At 75.9% G+C, this 25,425-nt stretch carries 19 protein-coding genes; 7 read left to right on the top strand and 12 right to left on the bottom strand.

What is annotated here, in order from left to right; translation table 11 throughout:
* Nucleotides 1–6: 6 nt before the first annotated feature.
* Nucleotides 7–1,005, bottom strand: coding sequence for a hypothetical protein (locus IEZ10_RS04425; protein WP_189245177.1), 999 nt, complete (start codon nt 1,003–1,005; stop codon nt 7–9).
* Nucleotides 1,006–1,135: 130 nt separating this feature from the next.
* Between IEZ10_RS04425 and IEZ10_RS04420 the strand changes: the two genes are divergently transcribed.
* Nucleotides 1,136–2,239, top strand: coding sequence for a sensor histidine kinase (locus IEZ10_RS04420; protein WP_229811034.1), 1,104 nt, complete (start codon nt 1,136–1,138; stop codon nt 2,237–2,239).
* A complete protein-coding gene (locus IEZ10_RS04415; RefSeq protein WP_189245175.1) occupies nt 2,179–2,808 on the top strand; it encodes a response regulator in 630 nt (209 codons plus the stop codon). Before IEZ10_RS04420 ends, IEZ10_RS04415 begins: the two co-directional genes overlap by 61 nt.
* Nucleotides 2,809–2,926: 118 nt before the next feature.
* Here IEZ10_RS04415 and IEZ10_RS04410 read toward each other — a convergent pair whose 3' ends face one another.
* The 6 genes from IEZ10_RS04410 to IEZ10_RS04380 all read right to left on the bottom strand — a co-directional run bounded on the left by IEZ10_RS04410 (nt 2,927) and on the right by IEZ10_RS04380 (nt 12,485).
* Complete coding sequence (locus IEZ10_RS04410) at nt 2,927–4,276, bottom strand: threonine/serine exporter family protein (protein WP_179827318.1); 1,350 nt, start codon at nt 4,274–4,276, stop codon at nt 2,927–2,929.
* A gap of 40 nt (nt 4,277–4,316) precedes the next feature.
* Nucleotides 4,317–7,337 (bottom strand): coiled-coil domain-containing protein, encoded by a 3,021-nt coding sequence (locus tag IEZ10_RS04405; RefSeq protein ID WP_229810948.1) that lies wholly within the window; start codon nt 7,335–7,337, stop codon nt 4,317–4,319.
* Nucleotides 7,338–7,459: 122 nt separating this feature from the next.
* A complete protein-coding gene (locus IEZ10_RS38695; protein ID WP_229810947.1) occupies nt 7,460–8,779 on the bottom strand; it encodes a helix-turn-helix domain-containing protein in 1,320 nt (439 codons plus the stop codon).
* Nucleotides 8,769–10,106 (bottom strand): hypothetical protein, encoded by a 1,338-nt coding sequence (locus IEZ10_RS04390; protein WP_229810946.1) that lies wholly within the window; start codon nt 10,104–10,106, stop codon nt 8,769–8,771. The genes IEZ10_RS38695 and IEZ10_RS04390 overlap by 11 nt, the downstream gene beginning before the upstream one ends.
* Before the next feature lie 138 nt (nt 10,107–10,244).
* Nucleotides 10,245–11,090, bottom strand: coding sequence for an SDR family oxidoreductase (locus IEZ10_RS04385; protein ID WP_268246274.1), 846 nt, complete (start codon nt 11,088–11,090; stop codon nt 10,245–10,247).
* Between the two features lie 198 nt (nt 11,091–11,288).
* Nucleotides 11,289–12,485, bottom strand: coding sequence for a sensor histidine kinase (locus tag IEZ10_RS04380; protein ID WP_189245174.1), 1,197 nt, complete (start codon nt 12,483–12,485; stop codon nt 11,289–11,291).
* Between the two features lie 356 nt (nt 12,486–12,841).
* Here IEZ10_RS04380 and IEZ10_RS04375 point away from each other — a divergent pair, with 356 nt between their 5' ends.
* The 3 genes from IEZ10_RS04375 (at nt 12,842) to IEZ10_RS04365 (ending at nt 15,728) form a co-directional block, all read left to right on the top strand.
* On the top strand, nt 12,842–14,236 hold the full coding sequence (locus tag IEZ10_RS04375) for an MFS transporter (RefSeq protein WP_229810944.1): 1,395 nt from the start codon (nt 12,842–12,844) through the stop codon (nt 14,234–14,236).
* Nucleotides 14,233–14,622, top strand: coding sequence for a cupin (locus IEZ10_RS04370; protein WP_189245173.1), 390 nt, complete (start codon nt 14,233–14,235; stop codon nt 14,620–14,622). Before IEZ10_RS04375 ends, IEZ10_RS04370 begins: the two co-directional genes overlap by 4 nt.
* A gap of 122 nt (nt 14,623–14,744) precedes the next feature.
* A complete protein-coding gene (locus tag IEZ10_RS04365) occupies nt 14,745–15,728 on the top strand; it encodes an alpha/beta hydrolase (RefSeq protein ID WP_189245172.1) in 984 nt (327 codons plus the stop codon).
* Nucleotides 15,729–15,979: 251 nt separating this feature from the next.
* On the opposite strand, the gene IEZ10_RS04360 is transcribed toward IEZ10_RS04365, so the two are convergent.
* Both IEZ10_RS04360 and IEZ10_RS04355 read right to left on the bottom strand, forming a co-directional pair.
* Entirely contained in the window at nt 15,980–16,579 is a 600-nt protein-coding gene (locus IEZ10_RS04360) for a TetR/AcrR family transcriptional regulator (protein WP_189245171.1), read from the bottom strand.
* A 138-nt stretch (nt 16,580–16,717) separates the two neighbouring features.
* On the bottom strand, nt 16,718–18,331 hold the full coding sequence (locus IEZ10_RS04355) for an FAD-dependent monooxygenase (RefSeq protein ID WP_229811033.1): 1,614 nt from the start codon (nt 18,329–18,331) through the stop codon (nt 16,718–16,720).
* A 415-nt stretch (nt 18,332–18,746) separates the two neighbouring features.
* On the opposite strand from IEZ10_RS04355, the gene IEZ10_RS04350 reads away from it, so the two are divergent.
* Both IEZ10_RS04350 and IEZ10_RS04345 read left to right on the top strand, forming a co-directional pair.
* Entirely contained in the window at nt 18,747–18,926 is a 180-nt protein-coding gene (locus tag IEZ10_RS04350) for a hypothetical protein (RefSeq protein WP_189245169.1), read from the top strand.
* Nucleotides 18,923–19,606, top strand: a complete 684-nt coding sequence (locus tag IEZ10_RS04345; protein ID WP_189245168.1) for a response regulator — start codon at nt 18,923–18,925, stop codon at nt 19,604–19,606. Before IEZ10_RS04350 ends, IEZ10_RS04345 begins: the two co-directional genes overlap by 4 nt.
* Here IEZ10_RS04345 and IEZ10_RS04340 read toward each other — a convergent pair.
* Genes IEZ10_RS04340 through IEZ10_RS04330 form a run of 3 tightly spaced genes read right to left on the bottom strand, consistent with a single transcriptional unit; the run spans nt 19,594 to nt 25,423 of the window.
* Complete coding sequence (locus IEZ10_RS04340; protein ID WP_189245167.1) at nt 19,594–21,726, bottom strand: prolyl oligopeptidase family serine peptidase; 2,133 nt, start codon at nt 21,724–21,726, stop codon at nt 19,594–19,596. The two genes, IEZ10_RS04345 and IEZ10_RS04340, sit on opposite strands and share 13 nt — an antisense overlap.
* Nucleotides 21,723–23,597, bottom strand: a complete 1,875-nt coding sequence (locus tag IEZ10_RS04335) for an ATP-binding cassette domain-containing protein (RefSeq protein WP_229810943.1) — start codon at nt 23,595–23,597, stop codon at nt 21,723–21,725. The genes IEZ10_RS04340 and IEZ10_RS04335 overlap by 4 nt, the downstream gene beginning before the upstream one ends.
* Nucleotides 23,594–25,423 (bottom strand): ABC transporter ATP-binding protein, encoded by a 1,830-nt coding sequence (locus IEZ10_RS04330; protein ID WP_189245166.1) that lies wholly within the window; start codon nt 25,421–25,423, stop codon nt 23,594–23,596. Before IEZ10_RS04330 ends, IEZ10_RS04335 begins: the two co-directional genes overlap by 4 nt.
* Between the last annotated feature and the right edge of the window lie 2 nt (nt 25,424–25,425).

Below are 25,425 nucleotides of genomic sequence, written 5' to 3'. Positions count from 1 at the left end.
CGCCGGTCACGGGGTACGGCCGGCCGCCTCGCGGTGCGCGTCACGCCCGCGGCGCAGGTGGTAGCAGACGGTGGCGGTGGCCAGCGCGGCCCCCCAGACGGGCCAGAAGCACTCCGGCAGCCATGCCCCCCACTCGGCCAGGGCGAACCGGCCGGCGGCGGTCCAGCGGATGTAGGTCAGCCCGGCCACGGTGACGATGATCGAGACGAACCCGGCCGGGATGACCGCGAGCGGCGGCGGCACCCTCCTGCCGCGCAGCCACGGGATCCAGCGCGGGAAGATCTCGCCCCACCGCTGGGTCAGGCCGAGGGTGAGCAGGCCGCCGAGCGCGCCGAAGGTCGCCAGGTAGGCGCCGAACAGCCACAGGCCGTCCTCGCCCTCGGCCAGGAACTCCGCGCTCACGCCGAGCGGGATGCCGAGGGCCCACGCCCACCGGGTGGCGCAGTACACCAGCGGCACCCCGACCGCCACGTACACCGCGACGCGCCCCCGCTCCGGGGTGAACCAGCGGCGCCGGTCCTTGCGGCCGCGCGCGTAGGCCAGCGCCGCGGCGGCCAGCAGCAGGCCGCCCAGCACGCACACGAGCTGGTTGAGCACCGGCCAGGGCCAGGCGTCGGCGAAGGTGGCGCCGCCCAGGTCCCAGCCGAAGAGGGGGGCGGCCAGCAGCAGCGGCGTGTAGGCGACGCCCATCATGAGCCGCGAGTCGGGGATCACCAGGATCAGGAGCGCGGCGATCGGCCAGGCCAGGAACAACGGTGCGCGGCGGTCGCCCGGGCGGGTCAGCGCCCACGCCGTGGCGGCGACCGGCAGGCAGCAGGCGGCGATCACCCAGCCGAAGTCCGGCGTCGACCCGGCCAGGATCGACAGGGCCCGGTCCGGGTCGGGGTCGGCGGCCCCCCACGGGTAACCGGGCGCGCCCAGCGCCCACCCGGCCCCGAGCACGCCGTAGGCGAGCGCCCACAGTGCCGCCGCGTATCCCGGCCGGCGAGAAGTGAAGATCGTCATGTGGTCAGCCTTCCGGCACGGCGGGAGGGTGGGCCAGATGCCGTTCGGCACCCTTCGCCGCCGGAACCGGTGCCGTTCGGCACTCCTCCGGGCGGCGCGGGACACGCGTATCGTCACACGGGTGATCGTGATGTGGGTTGTCGCCGTGGTGCCGGCGGTGGTCGCCGCCGGGGTGGCCGTGAGCGGGTTCCGGCCTCGTTCCCGGCCGGGTCCGGCCGCGTCGGCTCTGGCGGCGGCGGGTGTGTCGGTGGCCGCCACGCTGGCCCACCTGGCCCATCTGGCCCACGTGGCGCGGCCGGCGCCCGGCGCCGACGCGCTCGGCATGGCCGAGAGCGCGGCGCTGATGGTGTCGGCCGGCCTGGCCGTCCGGTACGCGCCGTCCCGGCGGGCGGCGGTGGCCGCTTCGGCGGCGGGCCTGGCGGCGGCCGTCTGGCCGCTGCGTGTGTTCGCGCCCGCCTCGCCGCTGGAAGGGGTGGGCGTGTGCGCGTTCTGGGGGCTGGGCGCGCTGCTGGCCGCCGCCGTCGGCGGTTACCTGCGCTCTCTCGACGCACGACAGGAGCGCGCGGTGGCCGGCACCCGCCTGGCCCTGCGGCTGCGGCTCGCCGGGGACCTGCACGACTATCTGGCGCACGACATCAGCGAGATGGTGGCGCACGCCCAGGCGGGCCTCGTGGCGGGCGATCCCCGGCAGGCGCTCGAACGCGTCGAGGCCGCGGGCCAGCGGGCGCTGTCCATGCTGGACCGGACACTGGACACGCTGCGCCACGACCGGCCCCACACCCCCGGCGGTGACCTGGGCGGCATCCGGGAGGCGGCCGAACGGTTCTCCGCCGCCGGACCGGCGCGGGTCGACCTGCGCATGGATCCGGCGGTGGCGGCTCCGCCGGAGACCGCCGCGCTGGCCTACCGGGTCGTGGTCGAGGGGATGACCAACATCCGGCGGCACGCCCCGCGGGCCGGACGGGTGGAGCTGGGCGTCGACGCGTCGTCCGGCGTCCTGACGGTCACGATGACCAACGACGGCGTGACGCGCGCCCCGGCCGCCCGGCGCGGCGGAACCGGCCTGCCCGCCCTGGCCTCGCTCGTCCGGGCCCACGGCGGCGAGCTGGTCGCCGGAGCCGTACCCGAGGGGTGGTCGCTGACCGCCCGCCTGCCGCTGGAACAATCGCCGGAGTGGTCACCCGCATCCTCATCGCCGACGACCAGGAAGGCATCCGCGGCGCCTTCCGCCTGATCCTCGACGCCCAGCCCGACATGACCGTGGTGGCTGAGGCCGCCGACGGGCGCACCGCGATCGACACCGCCAAGGCGATCAGGCCTGACGTGGTGCTCACCGACATCCGCATGCCCGGAGCCGACGGGATCGAGGTGACCCGCGCGCTGGCCGGCACCGGCATCCACGTCGTGGTCCTCACCACCTTCGGGCTGGACGAGTACGTCCATGCCGCGCTGCGGTACGGCGCCGCCGGGTTCATCCTCAAACGCTCCGGCCCGACGTTGCTCATCGAGGCCGTCCGGGCCGCGATGAGCGGCGACGTGCTCATCAGCCCGCAGCTCACCGTCCGGCTGCTACGCCGGCACGAACGGCCGCGCGAGACCTCCGGCGTGGTCCTCACCGAGAGGGAGGACGAGATCGTGACCCTGGTCGCGCGGGGCAGGACCAACGCCGAGATCGCCGCCGAGATCTTCCTGTCCCCGGGCACCGTGAAGAACCACATCGCCGCCATCCAGCGCAAGACCGGCGCCAGGAACCGCGTCGCGATCGCCGCGTGGGCGTGGGCGACCGGCCGGGCCGAACCCTGACCGCGGCGCGCGTGGAGCCGGTGGGCGGCCTGTGGACCGTCGCCGCCCCCGCCGGTCCCCCTTACGCGCTCGACCCGCGCGACGGCGGGTGGACCAGGCCCGCCGTGCGGCAGGGCGGTCAGGAGCCGCGGGTGCGGCGGGCCGCCGGGCGCGGGATGAACGGCCTGCGCGCCCGCCGGGCGGCCGGCCGTACCCGCCGGGCCAGGTCGGACCCGGTGACCGCCCGCATGATCTCCGCGCCGAGCATGACCCCGGCGCCCAGGGCGAGGGCGGTCGACAGGGCCTGCAGCAGGCTGGACATGCCCGCGTCGGGGTGGCCGAGGTTGGTCTCCAGCATGCCGCGGTACAGGGCCGTTCCCGGCAGCAGCGTGCCGATCGCCGGGATCGTGATCACCAGCGACGGCACCTTGGCCGCCCTGGCGTACGCCGAGCCGAACAGGCCCACGGCCGCCGCGGCGACGGCCGTGGCCAGCACGACCGGCACGTCCCCGCCGCACAGCAGCACGAAGACCACCCACGCCAGCGTGCCGCCGATCACCGCGGCCACCAGGTGCCGGGGCGGCACGAGCAGCGCCACCGCGAACGACAGCGTCACCCCGGCCGACCCCAGCAGCTGCGCCGGCTCCAGCAGCAGCGGCGCGGCCGGCACGTTCTCCACGCTCAGCGGCACGCCCAGGCGGACCGCGGTGTACAGGGTGACGCCGATCCCGGAGACGACCGCGGCGAGGACGAAGAAGACCTCGAACAGCCGGCCCGTCGCCGTGACGTACTCGCCGGCGATGCCGTCCTGCACGCAGGCCACCATCAGCCGTCCCGGCAGCAGCGCGACGACCGCGCCGACCACCACCGCCTCGGCCCGCACCTGCACGCCGAGCGCGATCAGCAGCACCGCCGCCAGCGAGCCCAGCATGGCCGCCACCGCGATCTGGAAGAACTCGGCCACGCCCCGGCCCGCCAGCCACGCGCTGGCCCGGTCGCCCAGCACGGTGGCGGCGAACGCGGCGAGCGCGACCCGCAGGCCGCCGCCGACCAGGATGCTCGCCGAGGCGGCCACCGTCGCGACCGCCGTCACCAGGAACCAGGCGGGGTACACCCGCACCCGCCGGGTGATCCGCCGCAGCCGCGCCTGCGCCTCCTCCAGCGGCAGCGCCCCCGCGGCGGCCTCGGCGACCAGGGCGTGCACCGCGATCAGCCGGTCGTAGTCGGGCAGCCGGCGGCGGACCCGCCGCTCGACGGTGACCGGCACGCCGCCGTCCGCCGGGACGTGCGACAGCGTGATGGCCGACAGGTTGACGTCGGCCTCGCTGTGCGGCACGCCGTACGCGTCGGTGATGCGGCGCATGGCGCCGGAGACCGTCTCGTTGGACTCGCCGCTGCCGAGCAGCAACTCGCCCACGCGCAGCGCCAGCGCCATGGTCAGATACAGGTCACGCCGCGGAGGTGCCTGCTCCAGCGGTGTCGCCGACACCGTTTCCCCCGATACTTCCGAAATAGAACCTGCGCAGAGGTTATCTGCTCACCGCCGCCGCCAGGGCACGCACCCGCTCGGCGTGGCGATCATGACCGATGATCACCGGCGGTTCGTTGTACGGCATCGCGTCGGAGGACCGGCGCAGCTTGACGTACTGGCCGCAGGCGTCGACCGCGTAGGGCTCCATGTCGTCCTGCAGCGCGCCGACCACCGTGATCCCGTACGTCTCGCCGATCCGGCGGAACAGCGCCACGGCCTCCCTGCGGTGCTCCTTTCCGAGGTTGCGGCCCAGCTCGTCCAGGACCAGGCACAGGTGGCCGCCGCCGGAGGAGGCGATCGCCGCCGCGCAGACCAGCTTCACCGCCTTCTCGTCCATCAGCGCGGTGTTGGCCCGCCGGTTGTACGGCACGTAGCCCTGCCCCTCGCCGCGCCGCCAGCGGGGCGTCACCCGCCACGCCCAGCGCTGCTCGGGGTCGGCGGGCGCGGGCGGCACCGGGAAGTCCAGCGTCGCGCCGTAGCCGCCGTAGGCCAGGTCGAGCCGTTCGAACTCCTCGGCGACCCGCGCCAGCCGCGCCTTGACCGCCGCGGTCAGCGCGGCCCGGTGCACGGCGGTGGACTGCGCCGCCTCCTCCGCCCCCTTGGCGGCGGCGGACAGGTCGCGGCGGCGGGTCTCCAGCTGGGTCTCGATCTGGCGGCGCTGGTGGCGCTCGTACTCCTCCTGGCCGCGCAGGTAGGACGCCAGCGCCGCGCAGACACCGGGGAACGTGGCCTGCTCGCGCGCGGTGCGCCCGGCCCCCGGCTCGGTCCGCTCCCTGATCAGGAACCGCAGCTCCTCGGGCATCTCCTCGTCCTCGCCGGGGAAGGTGTCGCGCAGCGCCTCGTCGAGGTGGCGTTCGGCCGCCCGCCACCACTCCTCGGCCGTCAGCGGACGCTCGTCCTCGCCCAGCGCCTCCAGCCACTCACCGGCCCCGGCGACCGTGCCGCCCCAGTCGGCGGCCATCGCGTCCAGCGCGAGCGCGTCACGGTCGGACTGCACCTTCGCCGCCTGCTCGGCGGCCTGGTCGCGCTCGGCCTCGTGCCGCGCCCGGCGGCCCTCCAGGCGCTCGATCTCCATGCTCCTGGTGCGGGCGCGGAAGTCGAGCGCGGCGACCTCCCGCTCGGCCTCGGCCACCCGCGGCGCGGCCTCGGCCAGGGCCGCGACGAGGCCGGTGAGGACCTCACGCCGCTCGGCGAGCCGCCGCTCGACGTCGGCCAGCCGCACCGCGGCGCGCGCCCCCTCCAGCCGCCGGGCCGCCTCCGCCATGCTGTCCTCGGCGGTCCGTACGGCCTCGGCGGCGGCCTCCTGCACGTCCCGCGCCCGGTGCAGCCGCTGCTCGGCGGCCTTGATCCGTGCCTCGCGGCCGGTGGCGACCGCCTCGAACGACCCCACGACCGTGATGCCCGCCGCGCTGACCAGCACCGACCCGGGCAGCGCGGTCAGCGTCCGCGCCGCCTCGGGAAGGTCGGCGGCGTCCACGATCACCGCGTGCTCCTGCGGCCAGCCCCGGGCGGCCAGGAGCGCCCGTCCCGCCTGGTCCGCCGCGGCCTCGTCGTCGCGGGCCTGCTCGGCGACGTCGATCGCGTCGAGCAGGCCGGTCGCCCGGACCCCGGCCGCGGCGAGCGCGTCGAGCTGCGCCGCCGCCGGGCCGCCCTCGGCGTCGTCCAGCGCGGCCTTCGCCTCGTCCACCTCGCGGTCGGCCACGCCCAGCGCCTTCAGCGCCTCGTTGAGAACGACCCTGGCCCGCTCCAGCTCGGCCTCGGCCGTCGCCACGTCGCGGCCGTCGGCCAGCCGCCGCTGCTCCTCCAGCCCGGGGACGCGGGCGCGCAGCTCGTCGGCCGCGTTCTCCGCCACCGCCCGGTCGGCGTCCAGCTTGGCCGCGCGGGCCTGCAACGCGGCCAGCTCCCGGCGGGCCCCGGCCAGGGCGCGCTCCAGCGAGTCGTCCCGGAGCGTGGCGATCTCCGCCTTCACCGTCTCGATCGCCTCGGCCGCGCGGCCGCCCGTCTCGCGCAGCCGCTCCAGCTCGGCGGCGAGCGCCTCGTCCCGGCGGGCCGCGTCGGCGAGCCTGCGCGCCAGCCGCCCCCGCCAGGAACGCATCGCCCCGGCCAGCCGCACCCGGGCCCGGTCGCGCCGGTCGAAGGTCGAAAGCAGCTCCCGGGACTCCTCCTCGAAGTCCGTCAGCAGCTCCGCTGCCCGCGTCGCCCGCACCCGCCTGGCGTGCTCGTCGCGCCGGGCCTCCCGCTCCTGGTCCAGCTCGGCGTCCAGGCCGGTCAGCGCGGCGATCGCCTCGAACACCCGCTCCGGGGAGATCTCGTTCAGCGGCTGGGACAGCAGGTTCGTGGCGACCTTGCTGCGCACCGAGGTGGACAGGAACGACACGCACCTGACGCGGTCGCCGTACAGGAACCTCGTCAGGTCGCGCGCCACCACGTCACGGCGGCCCGCCGAGCGCGGCAGCGACGCCCACACCTGGTCGGCCAGTGCCACCCGTTCCGCCTCCGAGGGCGCCGAGGCCGGTCTGATGCCCGGGGTCACCCGGATCTCCAGGTGCGGGGCCTCCTGGTTGACCCGCAGCCACACCGTGACCGCGTCGTCCACCGAGCCGGGCGGGGCGAAGACGCCCACGATGTAGCCGTGGTCGGCGCTGGCCCACGTCCCGGCGCCGCCGCCCGCCGCCAGCTCGGCGTTGAACAGCAGTTCCGCCACCGCCTTGGCGCCGGAGGCGAAGCGCCACTGCTCGTCACCGAGCAACGCGGTGATCATCGCGATGAACGACGACTTGCCCGCGCCGTTGGAGTCCTTCGGGCCCGCCCCGGCCACCACGATCAGCGTGCCGGGCACGAGCGGCACCGGGTGGGTCGACAGCCGCGAGATGTTGACCGCCTGCACGGCGATCAGCACGCGGTCGCCGACCACGTCGTGGTCGGGCGCGACGGGCCTGACCTCCACCGGCACCAGGCCGATCTGGCTGCCGCGCGCCCGTGCCGCCGCGGCCTCCGCCGTCTCCGCCGTCTCCGCCATTCTGGACGGTTCCGTGGCCGTGCTTCCGGCGGTGCTTCCCGCGGTGTCCTCGACGGCGCCGGCCGCGCGGCGGCCCCTCGCGCCCCGTCCCGCCCGCGCGGCCCGTTCCGGCTGTCCGGTGGTCACCCCTGTGTTCCCCTTCCTCGACGGTTCGCCCGAATGGCGGTGGCCAGCGGGGTGTGCGGCCCCGCGGCCAGGATGAGCTCCTCCTGCAGGCGGCGCCTGGCCGCCGGGGTCAGCCGGTGGAACTGCGGGCCGGGAACATAGCCGCCCGCCTCCTCACCGGCCTTGACCTGCGTCACCAGGCCCGCGTGCCGCAGCGTCCGCAGCGCCGCGTCCAGCGCGCCGACCGGCAGCCGGGTGTGCCGCCGCAGCTCCTCCACCGGCGCGGGGAACGGCGACAGCCAGCTGTCGGCGGGCAGCACGCCCTCGGCCCGGGGGATCGCCACCGAGTGGACCAGCACCAGTGTCAGCACCGCCCGCTCGGCCTCGCCGACCGTCCCGCTCACCGCGGCGCCCACCTCGTCGGCGTATCCCGAGATCCACGTCTCGCGGCCCTGGACGAGCACCCGGCCGCGCCGCCGCAGCATCTCGGCGACCGTACGGCGCGGCGCCGGGTCGCGCAGCGCCGGGAAGCGGGCCTCGTGGACCGGCTCGGCGGCGTGCTCGACCGCCATGAACGCCGCGACGATCTCGGCCCGGCGCCGCTCGTCGAACGCCTCCAGCAGGTCGGCGTCCAGGTCCGCGGCGGCGGTGACCTCCGAGGCCGCCGCGACCTCCCCGGCCGCCGCGCCCGCCGCGACCTCTCCGAGCCCCCCGGCCGTCGCGTCCGCCGCGACCCCGCCGGGCTCCCCGGCGTCCCCGTCCGGGCCGTCCGCCGCCTCCCGGGCCCCCTCGCCGTCCCCGGCGAGGACCGGGAGCACGACGGGCCGGACGGCGCCCTCCGCGCCGGAAGGCAGGCGGCGCAGCAGCTCCCGGAGCTGCGCGTGCGACTCGGCGGGCCAGGACGCGCAGCGCGGGCCGAGCCGTACCACGCCGGCCTCCACCGTCAGCCAGGCCGAGTCGTGCAGGCGGCGCAGCGCGCCGACGGCCCAGTTGCGCATCAGGTCGTCGCCGCGCCCGATGAGGGCGCGGTAGGCCGCCAGCACCTCGTCCACCGGCGCGGGCGAGCCCGGCCACGGGTCGGCGGCGAGGTCGGTCCAGCAGCACCTCAGCGCCGCCGCCAGCACCCGCCGGGTCTCCCCGGAGCGTTCCACCGCCACCGGCGCGACCTGGTACTCCTCCAGCAGCGACGGCGTCGCGCCGTCGGGCCAGGCCGGCAGCGCCGTACCCGTGCCGTCGCCGAGGCCCGCCCGGAGCATGCCGGCCGGGGCGGGCTCGCCGGGGCCCAGCGGCAGCGGCCCGGCGGACCGGGCACGCGCGTGCATCAGCTCAGGCGTCATCATCCGTCCTCTCCGGACCTTCCGAACCCTCCGGACGGCCCCGCACCGGATCGGGCGCCTCGCCCGCTCTCCCCGGACGGCCGCGCACCGGATCGGGCGCCCTCTCCGTCATTACGTCCGTCCTCTCCAGGTGACCGTGCGACAGCCACGCGGGCTCCGCGCCCGGGGCCGCCGTCAGGCCGTCGGACCAGCGCAGCCGGTAGGGCGACTCCGGGCGCAGGTCGGCCGAGACGAGGTCGGCCAGCAGGCGGCGCGCCGAGACCCACTCGCCGCCCGCGGCGAGCGCCTCCTCCAGCGGGGCGGACGGCCGCCCGGCGAGGACCGACTCGGCGACGGCGGCCAGGCGGCCGAGGACGCCGTCGCCGGCCTCGGCGTCCTGGGAGCCGGCCGGGCCGGGATCGGGCACGATCGAACGCGGGGGAGTGGGCTGCGCCGGAGCCGGGCGGGGGCTCTCGTCCACCGCCCGGACGATCGCCGCCGGGTCGTGCCAGGGCGCCGGGGCGTCGAAGGCGAAGCCGTCCAGCACGGCCGCGAGCCGCTCCTTGTCGGCGGTCTGCGCGAACGTCCGCCAGGTCTCGGCGGGCAGCAGCGTGAGGTTCCGCGTCGTGCCGGCCGAATCGGCCAGGCGCCCGGCGGCGCGGCGGGAGGCGTCGCTGTAGGCGTAGATCGCGGCGCGCAGCTCGGTGCAGGTGCGGTCGAGCTCGGGCCAGCGGGTCAGGATGGTCGCGTGCAGGCTCTGCGCCCGGCGGGCGATCTCCTCGGTGCCCCACAGCTTGGGCGCCTGCTCGCGCAGCTCCTCGATGGTGCCGCCGACCAGCGTGATCAGCTCCAGCGCCCACAGCCGGAAGGCCCGTGACAGGTTCCGCGCGCTGAGGCGCGCCTCCTCCATGGTCGTACGGGGGTCGGCGACGTTGAGGTCCTCCAGCGCCAGCAGCCGGTGCATCTCCGACTGGCCGCCGTCGGCCATCATCCGCCGGACGAACATCAGCCCCACCACGCTGGTGAACGACGCCCGGTAGCGGAGCTGGTTGGGCTTGGGGAACACCTCGCGGATCGCGCCGAGGCCCTTGAGCACCCGCAGGCGGTTCTCGAACATCTCCAGCGGGTAGGCCCGGCAGACGTGGCGCATCTGCTCGTGGGTGAGCCACTCCTCGCCGGCCTCGGCGAACGCCGCGAACAGCGTCTCGGCGATGTCGACCAGCACGGGGTCGTCCACCACCGCGCCGCTGTCGCGGGCGAGCGCGGCGAACATCCGCCGGTAGGTCGACAGCACGGCCTCCTCGGTGAGGGCCGCGTCGAGAGTGATCTCCTGGTCGGTCTCTGGCACGCCCAATACCGTAGGGCCTTCCCCCGACATCCCCGTCCCGCCGGGCGGGCGCCGCACGTCGGCCCCGGCGGAGTGGACCCCCGCCCCGCGCATCGCCCGCCGGGCGGAGGGCGGCCGTCCCGTCCGGCGACCGCCCGTTCACCGGCCGCCGGACGGATCCGGCGGCCGGGCGGGGGCGCCGGCGCGGGGCGGCACCCCGTTGCGGAGCGACCAGCCGCCGTCGCTGACGATCGTCTGGCCGGTGATCCAGGAGGCCTCGTCGCCGGCCAGCCACCGCACCAGCCCGGCGGTCTCCTCCGCCGTGCCCCACCGGCCCCGCGGATGCCGGCCGGACAGCCACTCCCGGTCCTCGGGCGAGGCGTATCCCGTGTCGACGGGTCCCGGGTTGACGCAGTTGACGGTGATGCCGCGGGCGCTCAGCGGGGCGGCCAGGCTCATCGTCAGCTGCTGCACGGCGCCCTTGGTGGCGATGTAGGGCAGCTCGGTGGGCATCGGCTCCAGGTGCTGGCCGGAGGTGAACGTGATGATCCGCCCGCCGTCCAGGTCGGGCTGGGCGGCGAACTCCTGCACCAGCAGCAGGGTCGCCCGGACGTTGACCGCCCAGCACAGGTCGAGCTCCTCGGCGGTCAGCTCGCCGATCCCGGCCTCGGAGCTGCGGGCGTGGTTGGCGACCAGGACGTCCACCCGGCCGAACCGCTCGCGGGCGGCGGCGACGATCCCGGCGGGCGCCGCCGGGTCGGCCAGGTCGGCCGCCAGGTGGGCGACCGTCCCGGCGCCCTCGGGCAGCTCCTCCCGCAGCGCCGCGACGACCCCCTCCGCGCCCAGCGGGTCGGCGCCCCAGGACTGTTCGGCGTCGTGCGGCGACCACGAGCAGGCGAGGACGTTCATCGGCACGGAGGCCAGCTCACGGGCGACGGCGTAGCCGATGCCGACGCGCCGGCTCACCCCTGTGACGATCGCGGTCCTCATCGGAACGGAGGTCATCGTTCTCTCGTCTTTCGCTGCGGACGGCATGGCGGCCCATCATCACACCAAGATCAAAAAACGTCCATCCGTTGACGGCGGGACACCGGCCGGTGACGTCTCCACCCCTGCGGAATCATCAGGGTGATCGAACCGGCCCGCTGGACCCAGCCGTCCGGGGCGAACCGGTGCGCCTCCGAGGCCGGGGCCGCTCGTGGATCACGACGCCCCTCCCAGAGGGAGCTCGGCGCGCACGGGCTCCCCGAGGGGAAGCTCGGCGCGTACGGTGAAGCCGCCCCCGGGGCGGGGCGCGGCGCGCAGCCGGCCACCGAGCGCCGCGACGCGCTCGCGCATGCCGAGCAGGCCCGTGCCGGGCACGGGCGGCGCGGCCGGGTCGGCCCCGCCGTCGTCGTCGACCTGCACGACCAGCTCCTCGCCGGCGTAGCCGACGCGCACCGCCGCGGCCGCCCCGCCGGCGTGCCTGGAGACGTTGGTGAGCGCCTCCTGGACGATCCGGTACGCGGCCCGGTCCACCTCGGCCGGCAGCTCCCGCCGCTCGCCGGAGATCGTCACCGTGACCGGCAGCCCGGCCGAGCGGGCCCGCTCCACCAGGTCGCCGAGCCGGTCGAGACCGCTGGCCGTGACCTCGGCGCCGGCGCCGGAGCCGCCGGAGCCGTCGGATCCGCCGGGGTCGCGCAGCACCTCCAGGGTGGCGCGCAGCTCGCGCATGGCGTCACCGCTGGCCTCCTGGATGGCCAGCAGCGCGGGCGGCACGTCCTCGCCGCGCTTGCGCGCCAGGTGGACGGCCACCCCGGCCTGGACCTTGATGATCGAGATGCTGTGGGTGAGCGAGTCGTGCAGCTCCCTGGCGATGCGCAGCCGCTCCTCACCCGCACGGCGCCGGGCCGCCTCCTCGCGGGTGCGCTCGGCCTCGGCGGCCCGCCGTTCGGCCTCCTCCAGGTACGCCTGCCGGTGCCGGGTCACCGTCGCCGCCACACCGGCCGCCACGAACCAGCCGACCAGCAGCGAGGCGTCCTGGAGGACCTGCACGGGCCCGTCGGCGCCGGGCAGGCTCACCGCCAGTCCCACGCTCAGGAAGACCACGCTCGCCAGCGCCGGAGCCAGCCGATGGCCGACCCGTACCGTGGCGAACACCGACACCAGCACGGGGAAGGAGGCCGGCGGGCCCGCCGGGACGCGCGCCGTGACGACGAGCATGCAGGCCGTGACGACGAGCAACGCCACCAGGGGCGCCCGCCGCCAGGCGACGAGCGCGAGCGAACCGGCGAGGACGGCCGCGAGATCCACCGCGCCCGCGCCCGGCGTGCCGAGCACGACGACCGACAGCAGGGCGGCCATCACCGCGGCGAGCAGGCCGTCCTGGGCGAGCGGCCGCCACCCTTCCACAGACCTCATCCGTGCAGATTACGATCTTTCCCGCCGGAGGTCGTCCCCGGTACGTCGTAACGAATCCCTACTCCCCAGGATGTACCGGGGCCGCTCCTGCCTCCCCGGTGTCAGGCGGAGGAGCCTTCCCGGGCATGACGACCGCCGACCGGCCCGGACAGCACGATGTCCGGCATGCACACGATCCGAGCAAAGAGCGGGCTCCGCCAGGTGAGCCCGGGGAGCCGCCGGCCGTCACCCCCCGCACCCGGACGCCGTACGGGCGGGTCCGCGGCCATGGGGACCACGCGGAGAGCCGAGCCGTGCTGAGAGGCGGGGAGGCGACAGGGGGAGGGGCCGCCCGGCCGGGGATCACCCTCGCCGCGGTGGCCGTCGTGCAGTTCATGGTGTCACTGGACCTGTCGGTGGTGAACGTCGGACTTCCGCGGATCGCCACCGGTCTCGGCTTCAGCGCGGCGGGCCTGACCTGGGTGATCCACGCTTACGCGCTCACCTTCGGCGGGCTGCTCCTCCTGGGCGGCAAGGCCGCCGACCGGTACGGCCGCAGGCGCGTCCTGCTGTTCGGGCTCGGCCTGTTCGGCCTCGCCTCGCTCGCCGGCGGCTTCGCCCAGGAACCCGGCCATCTGGTCGCCGCCCGCGCCGCGCAGGGCGTCGGGGCCGCCGCGCTGGCCCCGGCCGCGCTGGCGCTGCTGACCGCGACGTTCCCCGCGGGCAGGGCCCGCGTCCGGGCCTTCGGGGTGTGGAGCGCGACGAACGCCGCCGGGGGCGCCCTCGGCGTCCTGATCGGCGGCCTGCTCACCGAGTACGCCGGCTGGCGCTGGGTGATGTTCGTGAACGTGCCGATGGCCGCGTGCGCCCTGGTTCTGGCCCGGCGCGGCGTCACCGCCGGCCCGCCCCCGGCCCGCGGCGGCCGCCCGGACGTCCTCGGCGCCGTCCTGGCCACCGCGGGCATGACCCTGCTGGTGTTCGGCGTCGTCCGCACCGACCGGTACCCGTGGTCCTCGCCGGTCACCCTGACGACCCTGGCGGTCGCCGTCGCGCTGCTGGCGGCGTTCGTCCGCGTCGAGCGGACCACCGCCCGCGAACCGCTGCTCCGGCTCGGCCTGTTCGCCAACCGCTCGGTCGCCGGCGCGAACGCCTACAACCTCCTGGTCGGGGCGGCCATGGCCTCGTCCTTCTACTTCGTGTCCCTCTACCTGCAACGAGTCCTCGGGACCGGGCCGGCCCTGACCGGGGCCGAGTTCCTGCCGTTCGCCCTCGCCGTGGCCGCCGGCTCCGTGCTGGCCGTCAGGCTCGGCTACCGTCTCGCGCCGCGGACCCTCATGGCCGCCGGCGGGCTGCTGACCGCCACGGGCTTCGCCTGGTTCGGCCTGATCAGCCCGGACGGCGCCTTCGTCACCGACGTCCTGGGGCCCTCGATCGTCGCCGGCGCCGGCTTCGGGCTCTGCCTCGCACCGGTCGTCTCCACCGCCACCGCCGGCGTCGCGCCCCACGAGACCGGCACCGCCTCGGGCCTGCTCAACAGCTCACGCCAGATCGGCGCCTCGCTCGGGCTGGCCGCCCTCGGCGCCGTCGCGCACGACCGCACCGGCCCGATCACCACGCCCGAGGCCCTCAACGCCGGGTACGCGCTCGGCCTGACGCTCAGCGCCGTGCTCCTGGCCGCCGCCGCCCTCATCGCCCTCGTCGTCCTGCCCCGGATCAGCCCACCGTCACGGACCGGACAGGCCGACGCCCACCGGAAGGAAATCCTCGTATGACCGCCGCCCCGATCGATCTCTTCGCGTCCGTCGTCCACCTTCACCAGGGCGGTGAGATCCACGCCGGGAGGAGAGCGGCGGACCCCGGCCTGGACGGCTGGCGGCTGACGGCCTTCCACGCGAAGACCGGCGCCGACGTCCACGCCGACCACTGGGAGGTCCACCCCGAGGCCGAGGAGATCGTGTCCTGCCTCATCGGGAAGATGCGCCTCTACCTCCGCCCGGAGCGGCCGGACCAGGAGGAGGAAGAGATCAGGCTCCTGGCCGGAACCGCCGCCATCGTCCCGCGCGGGCGGTGGCACCGCATCGAGCTGGACATCCCCAGCAACATCATGACCGTCACCCTGCCCCACGGCAGCCGGCTGGAGAAACGGACCGAACCCTAGGCCGGACCCCGGCCGGAGGAACGGCCCGGAGCCCGGACCGGCTCCCCGGCCGCGGAAGTGGCCCGAAGCCCGAATCAGACCCCCGTCCCCACCCCCTGACGTCTTCATCCGGAAGGACAACCTTGAAAGAAAAGGCCCCGCTGGGCGCCCGCGTCATCCTCAGGGACACCCTGGACTGGGAGTCGCTCACCGACGACCAGGTGATCGCCGCGAGGCAGAAGGTCAACCGCATCCGATCGTCCCGGGTGACACGGATCATCACCGGCCTGCCCGACCGCCGTGCCCGCATCGAGGAGCGCACGATCGCCCTTCCGGGCCGTCGCCTGAAGCTGCGGGTGCATCGTCCGAAGGACGCCGGTCCGAGGCTGCCGTTGATCCTCTCGTTCCACGGCGGTGGCTTCATCGTGGGAGTCCCCGCGCAGAACGACTGGCTCAACAGCCACCTCGCGGCCCACTGCCCGGCGGTGGTCGTGTCGGTGGACTACCGCCTCGCCCCCGAGCACCCGCTGCCGGCGCCGATCGAGGACGGCTACGACACACTCGTCCGGATTCTCGAGGACCCGGACGGCTGGGGCGTCGACCCGGCCGCCGTCGCGGTCTTCGGTGAGAGCGCCGGCGGAACACTCGCCGCGCTCGTCGCGTTGCGCGCCCGCGAGGACGGCCCGCCGCTGCACGCCCAGGTGCTGGCCTACCCGGGCACGGACTGGTCCGACACCATGGCCGACTACCCCTCGCTCGCCGCGAACGCCGGCAACCCCGGGTTCTCGCTGTCCGAGTGGCGCATGGCTCGCAGGCTGAGCGTGCCCCCGGCCCTCGACTCACGCAGCGTGTCGCCGGTGAGGTTCGAGAACCTCGCCGGCCTGCCGCCGACGCTGGTCGTCACCGGCACGCTGGACCCCGCGGACGACCAGGGACGCCGATATGTCGAACGGCTCCGCGCCGACGGCACCGACGCCCGGCTGACCTGCCACCGGAAGGCCATCCACGGCTTCCTCAGCATGCCCGGACTGGTCCCGGCCGCCCGGCCCGCACGCCGCGAGATCCTCGCCTTCCTGCGCGGCCACCTGCACCCCGCGGCGAGACCGGTTAAGGCGGAGGGACGATGACCGTCGGCGCCCCCGCCCGGGAGGAGACGCGACCCGCACCGCCGCCGCCCGCCGTCCCCGCGGCGGCGGGGGACGGCGGCCGGCTCCCGAAGCCGTCTCGAACTCCCAGAGCAGCGGTGAGCTAGATCATGGTTGAGGTTGGCCTTGGGTCAGGGGGGAAGCTCGGCGCGGCGGCGCGACGCCGCCCGGGACGTAACAGATTCGAGGGACAGGCCACCGTGGCGATCGCACTTTCCGACCGTGACGATCTGTCAGGGACGAATCCCTGGCTCTGCACCGACGGTGATCGCCTCGACGATCTCCCGGACGGCCGAGGCGTCGGGCAGCGCGCCGAGTTCCCCGGCGAACAGCAGGTGACCGGTGCCGATCAGGGTCAGGGCAAGCGTGCGGACATCCGTGCCTGCCGTGACACGCCCGATGCGGCGCTCAGCATCCAGGTAGGCCGAGAGGCCGGTGCCGGCCTCGGTGAGGATCGGGATGCCGTGCGGGGTCGTCGCGCGCAATCGGGACCGCAGATCGTCACGGGCGATCACAACGCCCACCAGACCCAGGTTCACCGGCGTGAAGATGCGGGTCAGAGCCTCGACCAGGTTGGAGACCAGTGTGGCCGAGCCGGCCGCCTCGGTCAGCTCGTCGGTCTCCGCTTCGAGCCGGGCGATGCGGTCACGGACGAGCCCGGCCAGGAAGTCGTCGAAGTCCGCGAAGTGCCGGTGCAGCACTCCCTTGGCGACCCCCGCCTCCTCCGTCACGGCGCGACTGGTCAGCCCGCCGGCGCCGTCGCGTATCAGGATCCGCTCGGCGGCGGCGAACAGCCGCGCCCGTGCATCGCGTAGGGCCACACCCGTCGGCATGAGTCCTCCTGCGAGCAGTTGACGAATGAGCGTGCGCCTACTTCGTGTGGCGCATGGTCACTCTACCGCTGCCGCTGCCCGTTCATCCATCGACGGCGGGTCATGCCGGCGGCGCGACTGCCGCGGCCACACCGCGCATCAGGATGGAACCCCCAGACCCTGCGGCCCACGTTCGAAGGCGTGCGCTCGATCGCCGGTCACACATTCGAAGTAGCCGGACACGGACCGGTCATCCCAGTCGCCTCCCGCGAGGGCGATGTAGCCGTCAGGGCGGATCAGCACGAGCCCGTCGCCGTCGACCCCGTAGAGACCGTGCGCCTCCCCCGCCGAGTCGATGAGCGCATTTTCGCTGCCGCCGTATGGGAGCCCCGGGGGGAGAATGCGATACGTGTGTACATCGCCGCGTCGGCCCTCGCCCACCCGAGGTGCGGGCCTGGGGCCGAAGGCGAGCAGCGTGAAATGCGTGCCGTGAAACAGATCGAACAGCCTCACATGCTCGTCGCTCGCTGACTCGATGCAGTGGGCGTCCGGGGCGCGATCGCCGGCACGGATGCCGATCGCCTCGTCCAAGTCGCGGGCCAGGCTGCTGCCCCGGTAGGTGATGCTCAGCTGGCTGACGTCGCTGAACGGGTCCCGGCCTTGGAACGCGCCGACAATGCGCTCCGACACGCGTGCGGAGTCGTTGCCGGCCCAGAACCTGCCCCGAGCGGTGGTCGAGGCCAGCACGTGCCCGGCGATCGGCAGACGCTCCTCCTCATACGTGTCCAGCAGCGATTCGGGCGCTCCCCGCAAGACGTGCGCGAGTTTCCAGCCGAGGTTGTAGGCGTCTTGAACACCCGTATTCATGCCCTGGCCACCGGCGGGCGTGTGCACATGGGCCGCGTCTCCCGCCAGGAAGACGCGGCCGTCCCGATATCGGTCCACCATACGGATGTTGACCTGGTACACCGAAAGGTAGACCGCATCATGGAACCGCACCCCGGACATCCCGACTCGCTGCGAGAAGATGTGGGCAAAGGTCTCCACCGAGACCGAGGACGGCCCCTGGTCACCGTCCGGCGGCAGCGGCGCGGTGAAGAACCAGGTTCCGCTCCTCGGCATCGGGGACAGGGTCAGGCCGTTGGCCCACATATGCGCGACCGAGGCGTCCAGTCCGTCGACGCGGAGATTGCCGAACAGCATCCGCTGCCGCTCCCACGTCTCCCCGAGGAAGCTGATCCCGACCTGCTTGCGCACGGTGCTGCCGCCGCCGTCGCATCCGACCAGGTAGCGTGCCCGGATGTCCCGGCGATGCCCGTCGAATCGGACGGATGCCGTGACCTGGTCGCGATCCTGTGCGAGTTCGACCAGTTCGCCGCCGAGTTCCACCCGGATGCCGAGCGATGCCAGCTTCTCGCGCAGGGCCGCCTCGGTGAACTGCTGCCCCACCATCAGGCTGCCCGGGTAGGGCGCGCCCGGCACCGGGGGAGCGTCGTACATCACCGCCTCGCGCACCACGTGCCCCTGCGCATCGTAGAAGCGCGTGGGAAGAGGCGGCTCGGCGTGTTCGGTCAGGCGGCCGAGCACGCCGATGTCCTCGAACACCTCTTGGGTGCGGGCCCGGATGCCGCGAGCCCGCGTTCCGACCGGATACGCGGTGGCACGATCGATGATCCGCACGCGGAGGTCGCGGCGGGCGAGGTCGCACGCCAACGTGAGCCCCACCGGACCTGCGCCGACGATGACGACATCCGTCATATCCGAGGTCTCCATGAACACGTCCTCCCTTCATGGCGGCGATAGAGTGACCGCGCGCCCATTATTAATGGGCGCGCGCCCACTCGTCAAAATCGGCGAGCGATCTTTGCCGGGGCCGGCTTCGCCATCGAGTGCGGAGAACCGTTGTCACCGGTCGAGCCCTCCGGCACCGGAGGGTCCACCTGCCGTGCTGCCTGGCGGCCCTGCATCGAGAACCTCAAGCGCGCCGCCGCTCCGGCTGAGACGAAACCTGTCGCGCAGACCCCGGCGGCCACGCCGAAGTCCGACACCGACTCGGTCACCCTGCCGTGTCACGCCGTGAAGGCGGTCGCGGACGCCGCGGGCACGGCGCGGATACCACCCCGGGAGTACGGCGGGACCGCGACCGGGAGCGGACGAAAGACGTCCGGCCGGGCTCTACTGTTCCGGTATGAGGATCATGTCCGAGCGGCGCCCGGCGGCGACGGAGGCGACGGAGGCGGCTCCCGCGGCGGGGACGGGCGTCACCCGCCGCCCCGGTGGGCAGGCGGGGACGCGCGTCGCCCGCCGTCCCGGCGGGCCGGCCGTACGGATCGGCGGGGACGCCGCCCCCGCGGGAGGCGCGTCGTGATCCGGGTGCTCCTGGTCGACGACCAGCCGCTCATCCGCGCGGGGTTCCGCGCCCTGCTGGAGGCCGAGGACGACCTCCAGGTGGTCGGCGAGGCGGGGGACGGGGCGAGGGGCCTCGCCCTGGTCCGCGAGCACCTGCCCGACGTCGCGCTCGTCGACGTGCAGATGCCGGTGATGGACGGCATCGAGACGACCCGGCGGATCGCAGCCGACCCCGCCCTGGCCGGGGTGCACGTGGTGATCCTCACCAACTACGGCCTCGACGAGTACGTCTTCGACGCGCTGCGCGCCGGCGCCACCGGGTTCCTGGTCAAGGACACCGAGCCGGCCGACCTGCTGCACGGCGTCCGCGTCGCGGCGCGGGGCGACGCGCTGCTCGCCCCGGCCGTCACCCGCCGCCTGATCGGCGAGTTCGTCGCCCGCCGCCCGCTGGCCTCCGCCACCGGGCTGGACGTCCTGACCAACCGGGAACGCGAGGTGATGGCGCTGGTGGCGCACGGCCTGTCCAACGACGAGATCGCCGCGCACATGGTGATCAGCCCGGCCACCGCCAAGACCCACGTCAGCCGGGCGATGACCAAGCTGGGGGCCCGCGACCGCGCCCAGCTCGTCGTCCTGGCCTACCAGTGCGGCCTGGTCACGCCGGGGCTGCCGGGCACGCTCCCCGGTCAGGGCGCCTGACCGGCCCCGGGCGCCCGGCCGGTCCCGTCCGCGACCGGCGGCGCGTACGGCGACGGCCCCGAGGCCTCGGGGGACGGCTCCGGCGCGACGCCCGCCCCGGACCCCGGGCCGGGATCCTGGGTGAGCCGCAGGCCGGTGTGCTCGGCGAGGAAGGCCAGCAGGTCGCCCGCCAGCCCCACCGACCGGCTCGCCGACCGCGCCGCGTGCCCGACGCCCTCCTCGTGGCGCAGCAGGACCGGTCGTGTCCCCGAGGTCGCCCACTGCAGCGCCGCGCACAGCTTGCGCGCGTGCATGGGGTCCACACGGGAGTCGCCGCCGAAGGCGGCCAGCAGCGTCGCGGGGTAGTCCACGCCCTCACGCACCCGGTGGTAGGGGGAGTAGCCCAGCAGCCATCCGAGCTGCTCGGGGTCGTCGGCCGAGCCGTACTCCGCCCGCCAGGCCGGGCCCAGGCCGGACCGCTCGTAGCGGACCATGTCCGTCAGCGGGGCCGAGCAGACCGCGGCGGCGAACAGGTCGGGGCGCTGCGTCAGGGCCGCCGCGGCCACCAGCCCGCCGTTGGACTCGCCGCACAGGCCCAGCCGGTCGGGGGCGGTCCAGCCCTCGGCGACGAGGTGCCCGGCCACCGCCACCAGGTCGTCGACGGCGTTCTGCTTGCGGTCGAGCGCCCCGTCGCGGTGCCAGCCCGCGCCCTCCTCGCCGCCGCCGCGCAGCTGGGCCAGGACGAACACGCCCCCGGCCTCGACCCAGGGCAGGATGTAGGCCGAGTACGAAGGCGTCATCGGCCGGCCGAACCCGCCGTAGCCGTACAGGACCGCGGGCCGCGGGCCGGAGCCGGGCCGGGCGAGCACCACCATCCGCACGGGCGTGCCGTCCCGGGAGGCGCAGACGAGCCGGCGGGAGACGATCCCGGGCACCTCGACGGCGCCGGGCGCGGCGGCCCACGGCGTGGTCCGCCCGGTGCGGGTGTCGTAGCGGTGCACGCTCGTCGGAGTGACGCCGTCGGTGTAGGTGAACCACACCTCGGGGCCGCCCTCGGGGCGGGTGAACATCCGCCCGGCCGCGCCGAGGCCGGGCAGCGGCACCTCGCCCAGCCTTCCACCCGTGGCCGGGTCGTGCACGGCGATCTCACTGATCGCGTGCCGGGTACGGCCGACGAGCAGCACCGGCGCGCCGGGCTCCCCGGCGAACGCGAAGTCGCCGGTCACCGCCTCCGGGTCGGGGCCGACCAGCTCCCGCCAGTCCGCCACGCCGGGCCGCGCCGGATCGGCGACGCACAGCCGTCCCCGGGGGGCGTCCAGGGTGGTCAGCAGGTACAGCCGCCCGTCCGGGCCCACCGCGGGCACCGTCGCCGCGGCCGTCCCCTCCTGGACCACCCGCAGCCCGGGGCGTTCCGGCGGCCCGGACGACAGGTCGGCCAGCCACAGGTCGTTGCCGCCGCCGGAGGCCGCCGAGACCGTCAGCCAGCGGCCGTCGGCGCTCGTCCCCAGGCCGTAGGACCGCTCGTCGCCGCAGATCACCGCTTCGTCGCCGGCGGGGACGCCCAGCCGGTGCAGGCACACCCGCCGCGCGCGCACGTAGAAGAACGCCTTCCCGCCGGGCAGCCAGACCACGGGCGCGTAGCGGCAGCGGTCGATCGGACCGTCCACCTGCCGCCCGGTGGCGACGTCGAGGACCCGCAGCTCCGAACGCTCATCGCCGTTCCTGGAGACCTGGTAGGCCAGCAGCCGGCCGTCCAGGTCGGGCTGCCAGGAGTCGAGGGTGGTCAGCCCCGACGGGTCGAGCCCCGCCGGGTCGACCAGCGCCCGCTCGGCCCCGTCCGGTCCGGCGGTGTACAGCACGGCGTGCTCCTGGCCCGCCTCGCGGCGCAGGAAGAACCGGCGACCGCCCCGCCACAGCGGCGGCCCCGCCATCCCCGCGGACATGAGCCGGGCCACCCGCCCGTGCCACGCCGCGCGACCGGCGAGCGTGTCCGCGTGGCCGCGCCACAGCCTCTCCTGCGCGGCCAGCCACTCCCGCGTCCGGGGATCACCGGCGTCCTCCAGCCACCGGTAGGGGTCGGCCACCGCGTGCCCGTGCAGGTGGTCGACGATCGGCTGCCGCTCGGCGGGGGGATGGATCACAGCACCGGCTCCTGTGGGGTCGCGGGGTTCCAGTGGCCGACCAGGTCGGCGTAGAGGGGGGAGGCGGCGAGCAGCTCCGCGTGCCCGCCGAGCCGGACGCTGGTGCCGTCCATGACGAGGATCCGCCGCGCCCGCGTCGCCGACGTCAGCCGGTGCGCGATGACGACGAGGGTGCCGCCGCGGCGGGCGAACGCCTCCTCCGCGCGGGCCTCGGCCGCCGGGTCCAGGTGGCACGTCGCCTCGTCGAGGATCACCAGGCAGGCCGGGGACAGATGGGCGCGGGTCAGGGCGACGAGCTGCCGCTCGGCCGGGGACAGCGCACCGGAGGACACCTCGGCGTCGTAGCCGCCCAGCCGCTCCGCCAGCGCGGTCAGGCCCACCTCGCGGGCGGCGGCGTCCACCTCCTCGCGCGACGCCGGCGCCAGGTAGGTGAGGTTGTCCCACAGCGTGCCCCGGAAGACGTACGCCTCCTGGGGGATCAGCACCCGGCAGGCCGGATCGAGCAGGTCGGCGGGGACGCCGCCGACCTCGACGCGGCCCGCGCCGGGCCGCAGCACCCCGGCCAGCAGCGCGCCCAGCGTCGACTTGCCGATGCCGCTGGGTCCCACCACGGCGAGGTGGTCGCCCTCGGGGATCGACAGGTCCAGGCCGGAGATCACCGGCTCGGCGTGCGGGCCGTACGCGAAGGCGACCTCGCGCAGCTCGGCGTGCACGTTCCGGGCGGCGACCCGCCCGGCCGCCGGACCGTACGGCGGAGCCGCGGGACCGGGGGAGGGGACCGGGCGCTCGGGGGAGGGAGGTTGCGGGCCGGCGGAGAGGGCCTGGGACCCGGAGGCGGAGACGAGGGGACCGGTGGAGAGGGCCGGGCGCCCGGAGGCGGCGGCCGGGAGAGCGGGGGAGGCGGCCGGGAGAGCGGGGGAGGCGGGGCCGGTCGGGACGTCCGGCCGCAGGATGCGGTCCAGCGACACCCGCAGCCGCACGCCGCTGATCCCCAGCCCCTGCACGAGATTGCCCAGCGCCGGGGCCAGCGACTGCGTCACGTACGCCAGGGCGCCGAGGACCACCCCGGCCCCGGCCCCCCGCGACAGCAGCCAGGGGGTGCCAGCCAGTATCAGCAGGACCGGCAGCCGGCCGCCCACCGCCAGCGACAGCGTGCGCAGGGCGGTCACCCGGGCCAGCGACCGTCCCGCGGCGGCCTGCCCGGCCACCCGCGCGCCGACGGAGGCGGCCACCCTGTCCTCCGCCGCGCAGGCGGTGATGTCCCGCAGAGCGCCCACCGCGGCGGCCAGCGACCCGGCGGTGCGCTCGTCGGCCAGCAGGAACTCCCGCTGCCGCCGGGCCATGGCCGGCAGCGACAGCAGGAACAGCCCGACGCCGGCCGCGAACGGCGGCAGCACCAGCACCAGCACCTCGGGGACCAGCGCGCCCAGCCCCAGCACCACGCTCACCACGGTGAAGGCGAACGACCTGACCACCGTGATGACCGAGGCGAAGGCGTCACGGGCCAGCTCCACCTGGAGGTTGGACCGGGCCACGGCCGCGGCGCCCGGCCCGTGCCCGGCGGCGGACGCGCGGTCCAGCGCGCTCTCCACGACGTGGCCGAGCAGGTCCTCCCGGAACGGCTCCACGATCGCGGCGACGGCCAGCACGACCTGCCGCGCGCCCGCCGCGCCCACCAGCCAGGCGGCGGCGAGGACCGCCAGCCAGGCGAAACCGGTGCCGGGCCGGCCCGCGGCGAAACCGTCGTCGATCGCCCGCGCCACGGCCAGGCCCACGACGAGGGCGGGCGCGGTCTCCGCCACCGACCACGCGGCGAGCCTGACCAGCAGGCGAGGGTCGCGGCGGAGCGCCCGGCGGACCGGGCGGTTCACGGCGTCCCCTGCGCGGACGGCGCCCGCGGTGACACGGCCGGCGACGCGGCCGGCGACGGGGCGGCCACGACGGGACCGGGCGGGCCGGGCGGGCCGGGCGGGCCGGAGGCGGATCCGGGAGGCCCGGGGGGTCCGGGAGGCCCGGGAGGCGGGTCGTCCGCCTGGAAGACCGCGCGGTACGCCGGGTCCTCCCACAGAGTCCGGTGCGTGCCGTAGCCGCGCACCCGCCCGCCGTCCAGCCAGATCACCCGGTCCGCCGCCGCCGCGGTCGCGGCGCGGTGCGTCACGACCAGCCGGGTACGGCCGCCCAGCCGCCCGGCCAGCGCCGCGGCGACCTGCCGCTCGGTGACGGTGTCGAGGCTGGAGGTGGCGTCGTCCAGGACGAGCAGCCGCCGCCCGTGCGCGAACGCCCGCGCCAGCCCCAGGCGCTGCCGCTCCCCGCCCGACATCGGGGCGTCGTCCAGGCGCGTGCCGTACCCCAGGGGGAGCCGCCGGACGAACGCGTCGGCGCACGCCTCCCGGGCGGCCCGGCGCACGGCCCGCGGGTCCGGCTCGTCCAGGCCCAGGCCGACGGCGTCCTCGACGGTGTCGCCGACCAGCACCGGGCGTTCGAAGGCGTAGCCCGCCGCCCGGCGCAGCGCCCCGGGCGACAGCCGGGGCAGCGGCACCCCGTCCAGCAGGACCGTCCCGGCGGCGGGGTCGGCCAGCCGCCCGGCGAGCGCGGCCAGGACCGACTTGCCGCTGCCGGAGCGCCCGACCACCGCCACCGAGCAGCCGCCCGGGACGACCAGGTCGATCTCGCCGAGCCCCTCGGCGCGCACACCGCGCAGCTCCAGCGTTCCGGGACCGGCCGGCAGCGGGCTCTCGCCGTAGGCCCGCGGGGTCCCGGCGGTCAGCTCGGTGATCCGGCCGGCCGCGGCGCGCGCCCGGGCCAGCCGGGCGACCTGGCCGAGCGCCGAGCCGATGCCGGCGCCGAGCACGACGTAGCGGGCGGCGGAGTACAGCTCGCCCGCGGTCAGCCCGCCGTCCGCCAGCCGCAGCCCGCCCACCGCCAGCACGGCCACCTCCAGCAGCGGCACCACGGCGCCCGCCCGCACGCCGGCGCTCGCGTTGGCCCGCCACATGTCCATGGCGTGCCCGCGCAGCCGGGGCAGCGCGGCCAGCACCCGGGCCTTCTCCACCGCCTCGGTGCCCGCGGCGGCGATCGTCCGGGCCCCGGCGAGGGCGTCGACCAGGCGGGCGGCGATGTCGCCCTGGGCCTCCTGGTAGCCGCCGGCGATCGAGGTGCCGGCCCGCAGGAACGCCCGCAGCACGAAGGTGATCAGGACGAGGCCGCAGACCAGGGTCAGGGCCAGCCGGACGTCGATGAGAGTGAGCGCCACGATGCCGCCCGCCGAGGGGATCACCAGCGCCGCCGCGGTGACGAGCGCCTCCGGCGCCCGTCCGGCCTCCTCGGCGTTCACCCCCATCCGGGTGACGAGGTCCCCTTCGGGGAGACGGCGGGTCAGCGCGGGCCCGGCTCCGAGGACGTGCCGCAGGGCCCGCAGGCGGAGCCACGCCGTGGCCTGGGCGCCGCTCGCCCCGGCACCCCAGACGCCCAGGGCGTCGCAGGCGACCGCCCCGGCCACGAGCGCCGCGCAGACGCCCGCCCAGGTCCAGGCCCCGCCCGCCGGGCCGGCCGCGACCAGGGCGTCGACGGCCCGGCCCAGCGCGTAGGGGAGCGCCAGCTCGGCCAGCGCCCCGGCGACGGAGGAGACGGCGAGGACACCCAGCCAGGGGCCGCCGCGCCGTACGGTCTGGGCGAGCAGCCGGTCCGCCGTCCGCACCG

This window comes from Streptosporangium pseudovulgare (assembly GCF_014648055.1).
GTDB classification, from domain to species: Bacteria; Actinomycetota; Actinomycetes; order Streptosporangiales; family Streptosporangiaceae; genus Streptosporangium; species Streptosporangium pseudovulgare.
The sequence above is the reverse complement of the archived record's forward strand: the minus strand, read 5'-3'. Positions and strand labels throughout refer to the sequence as shown.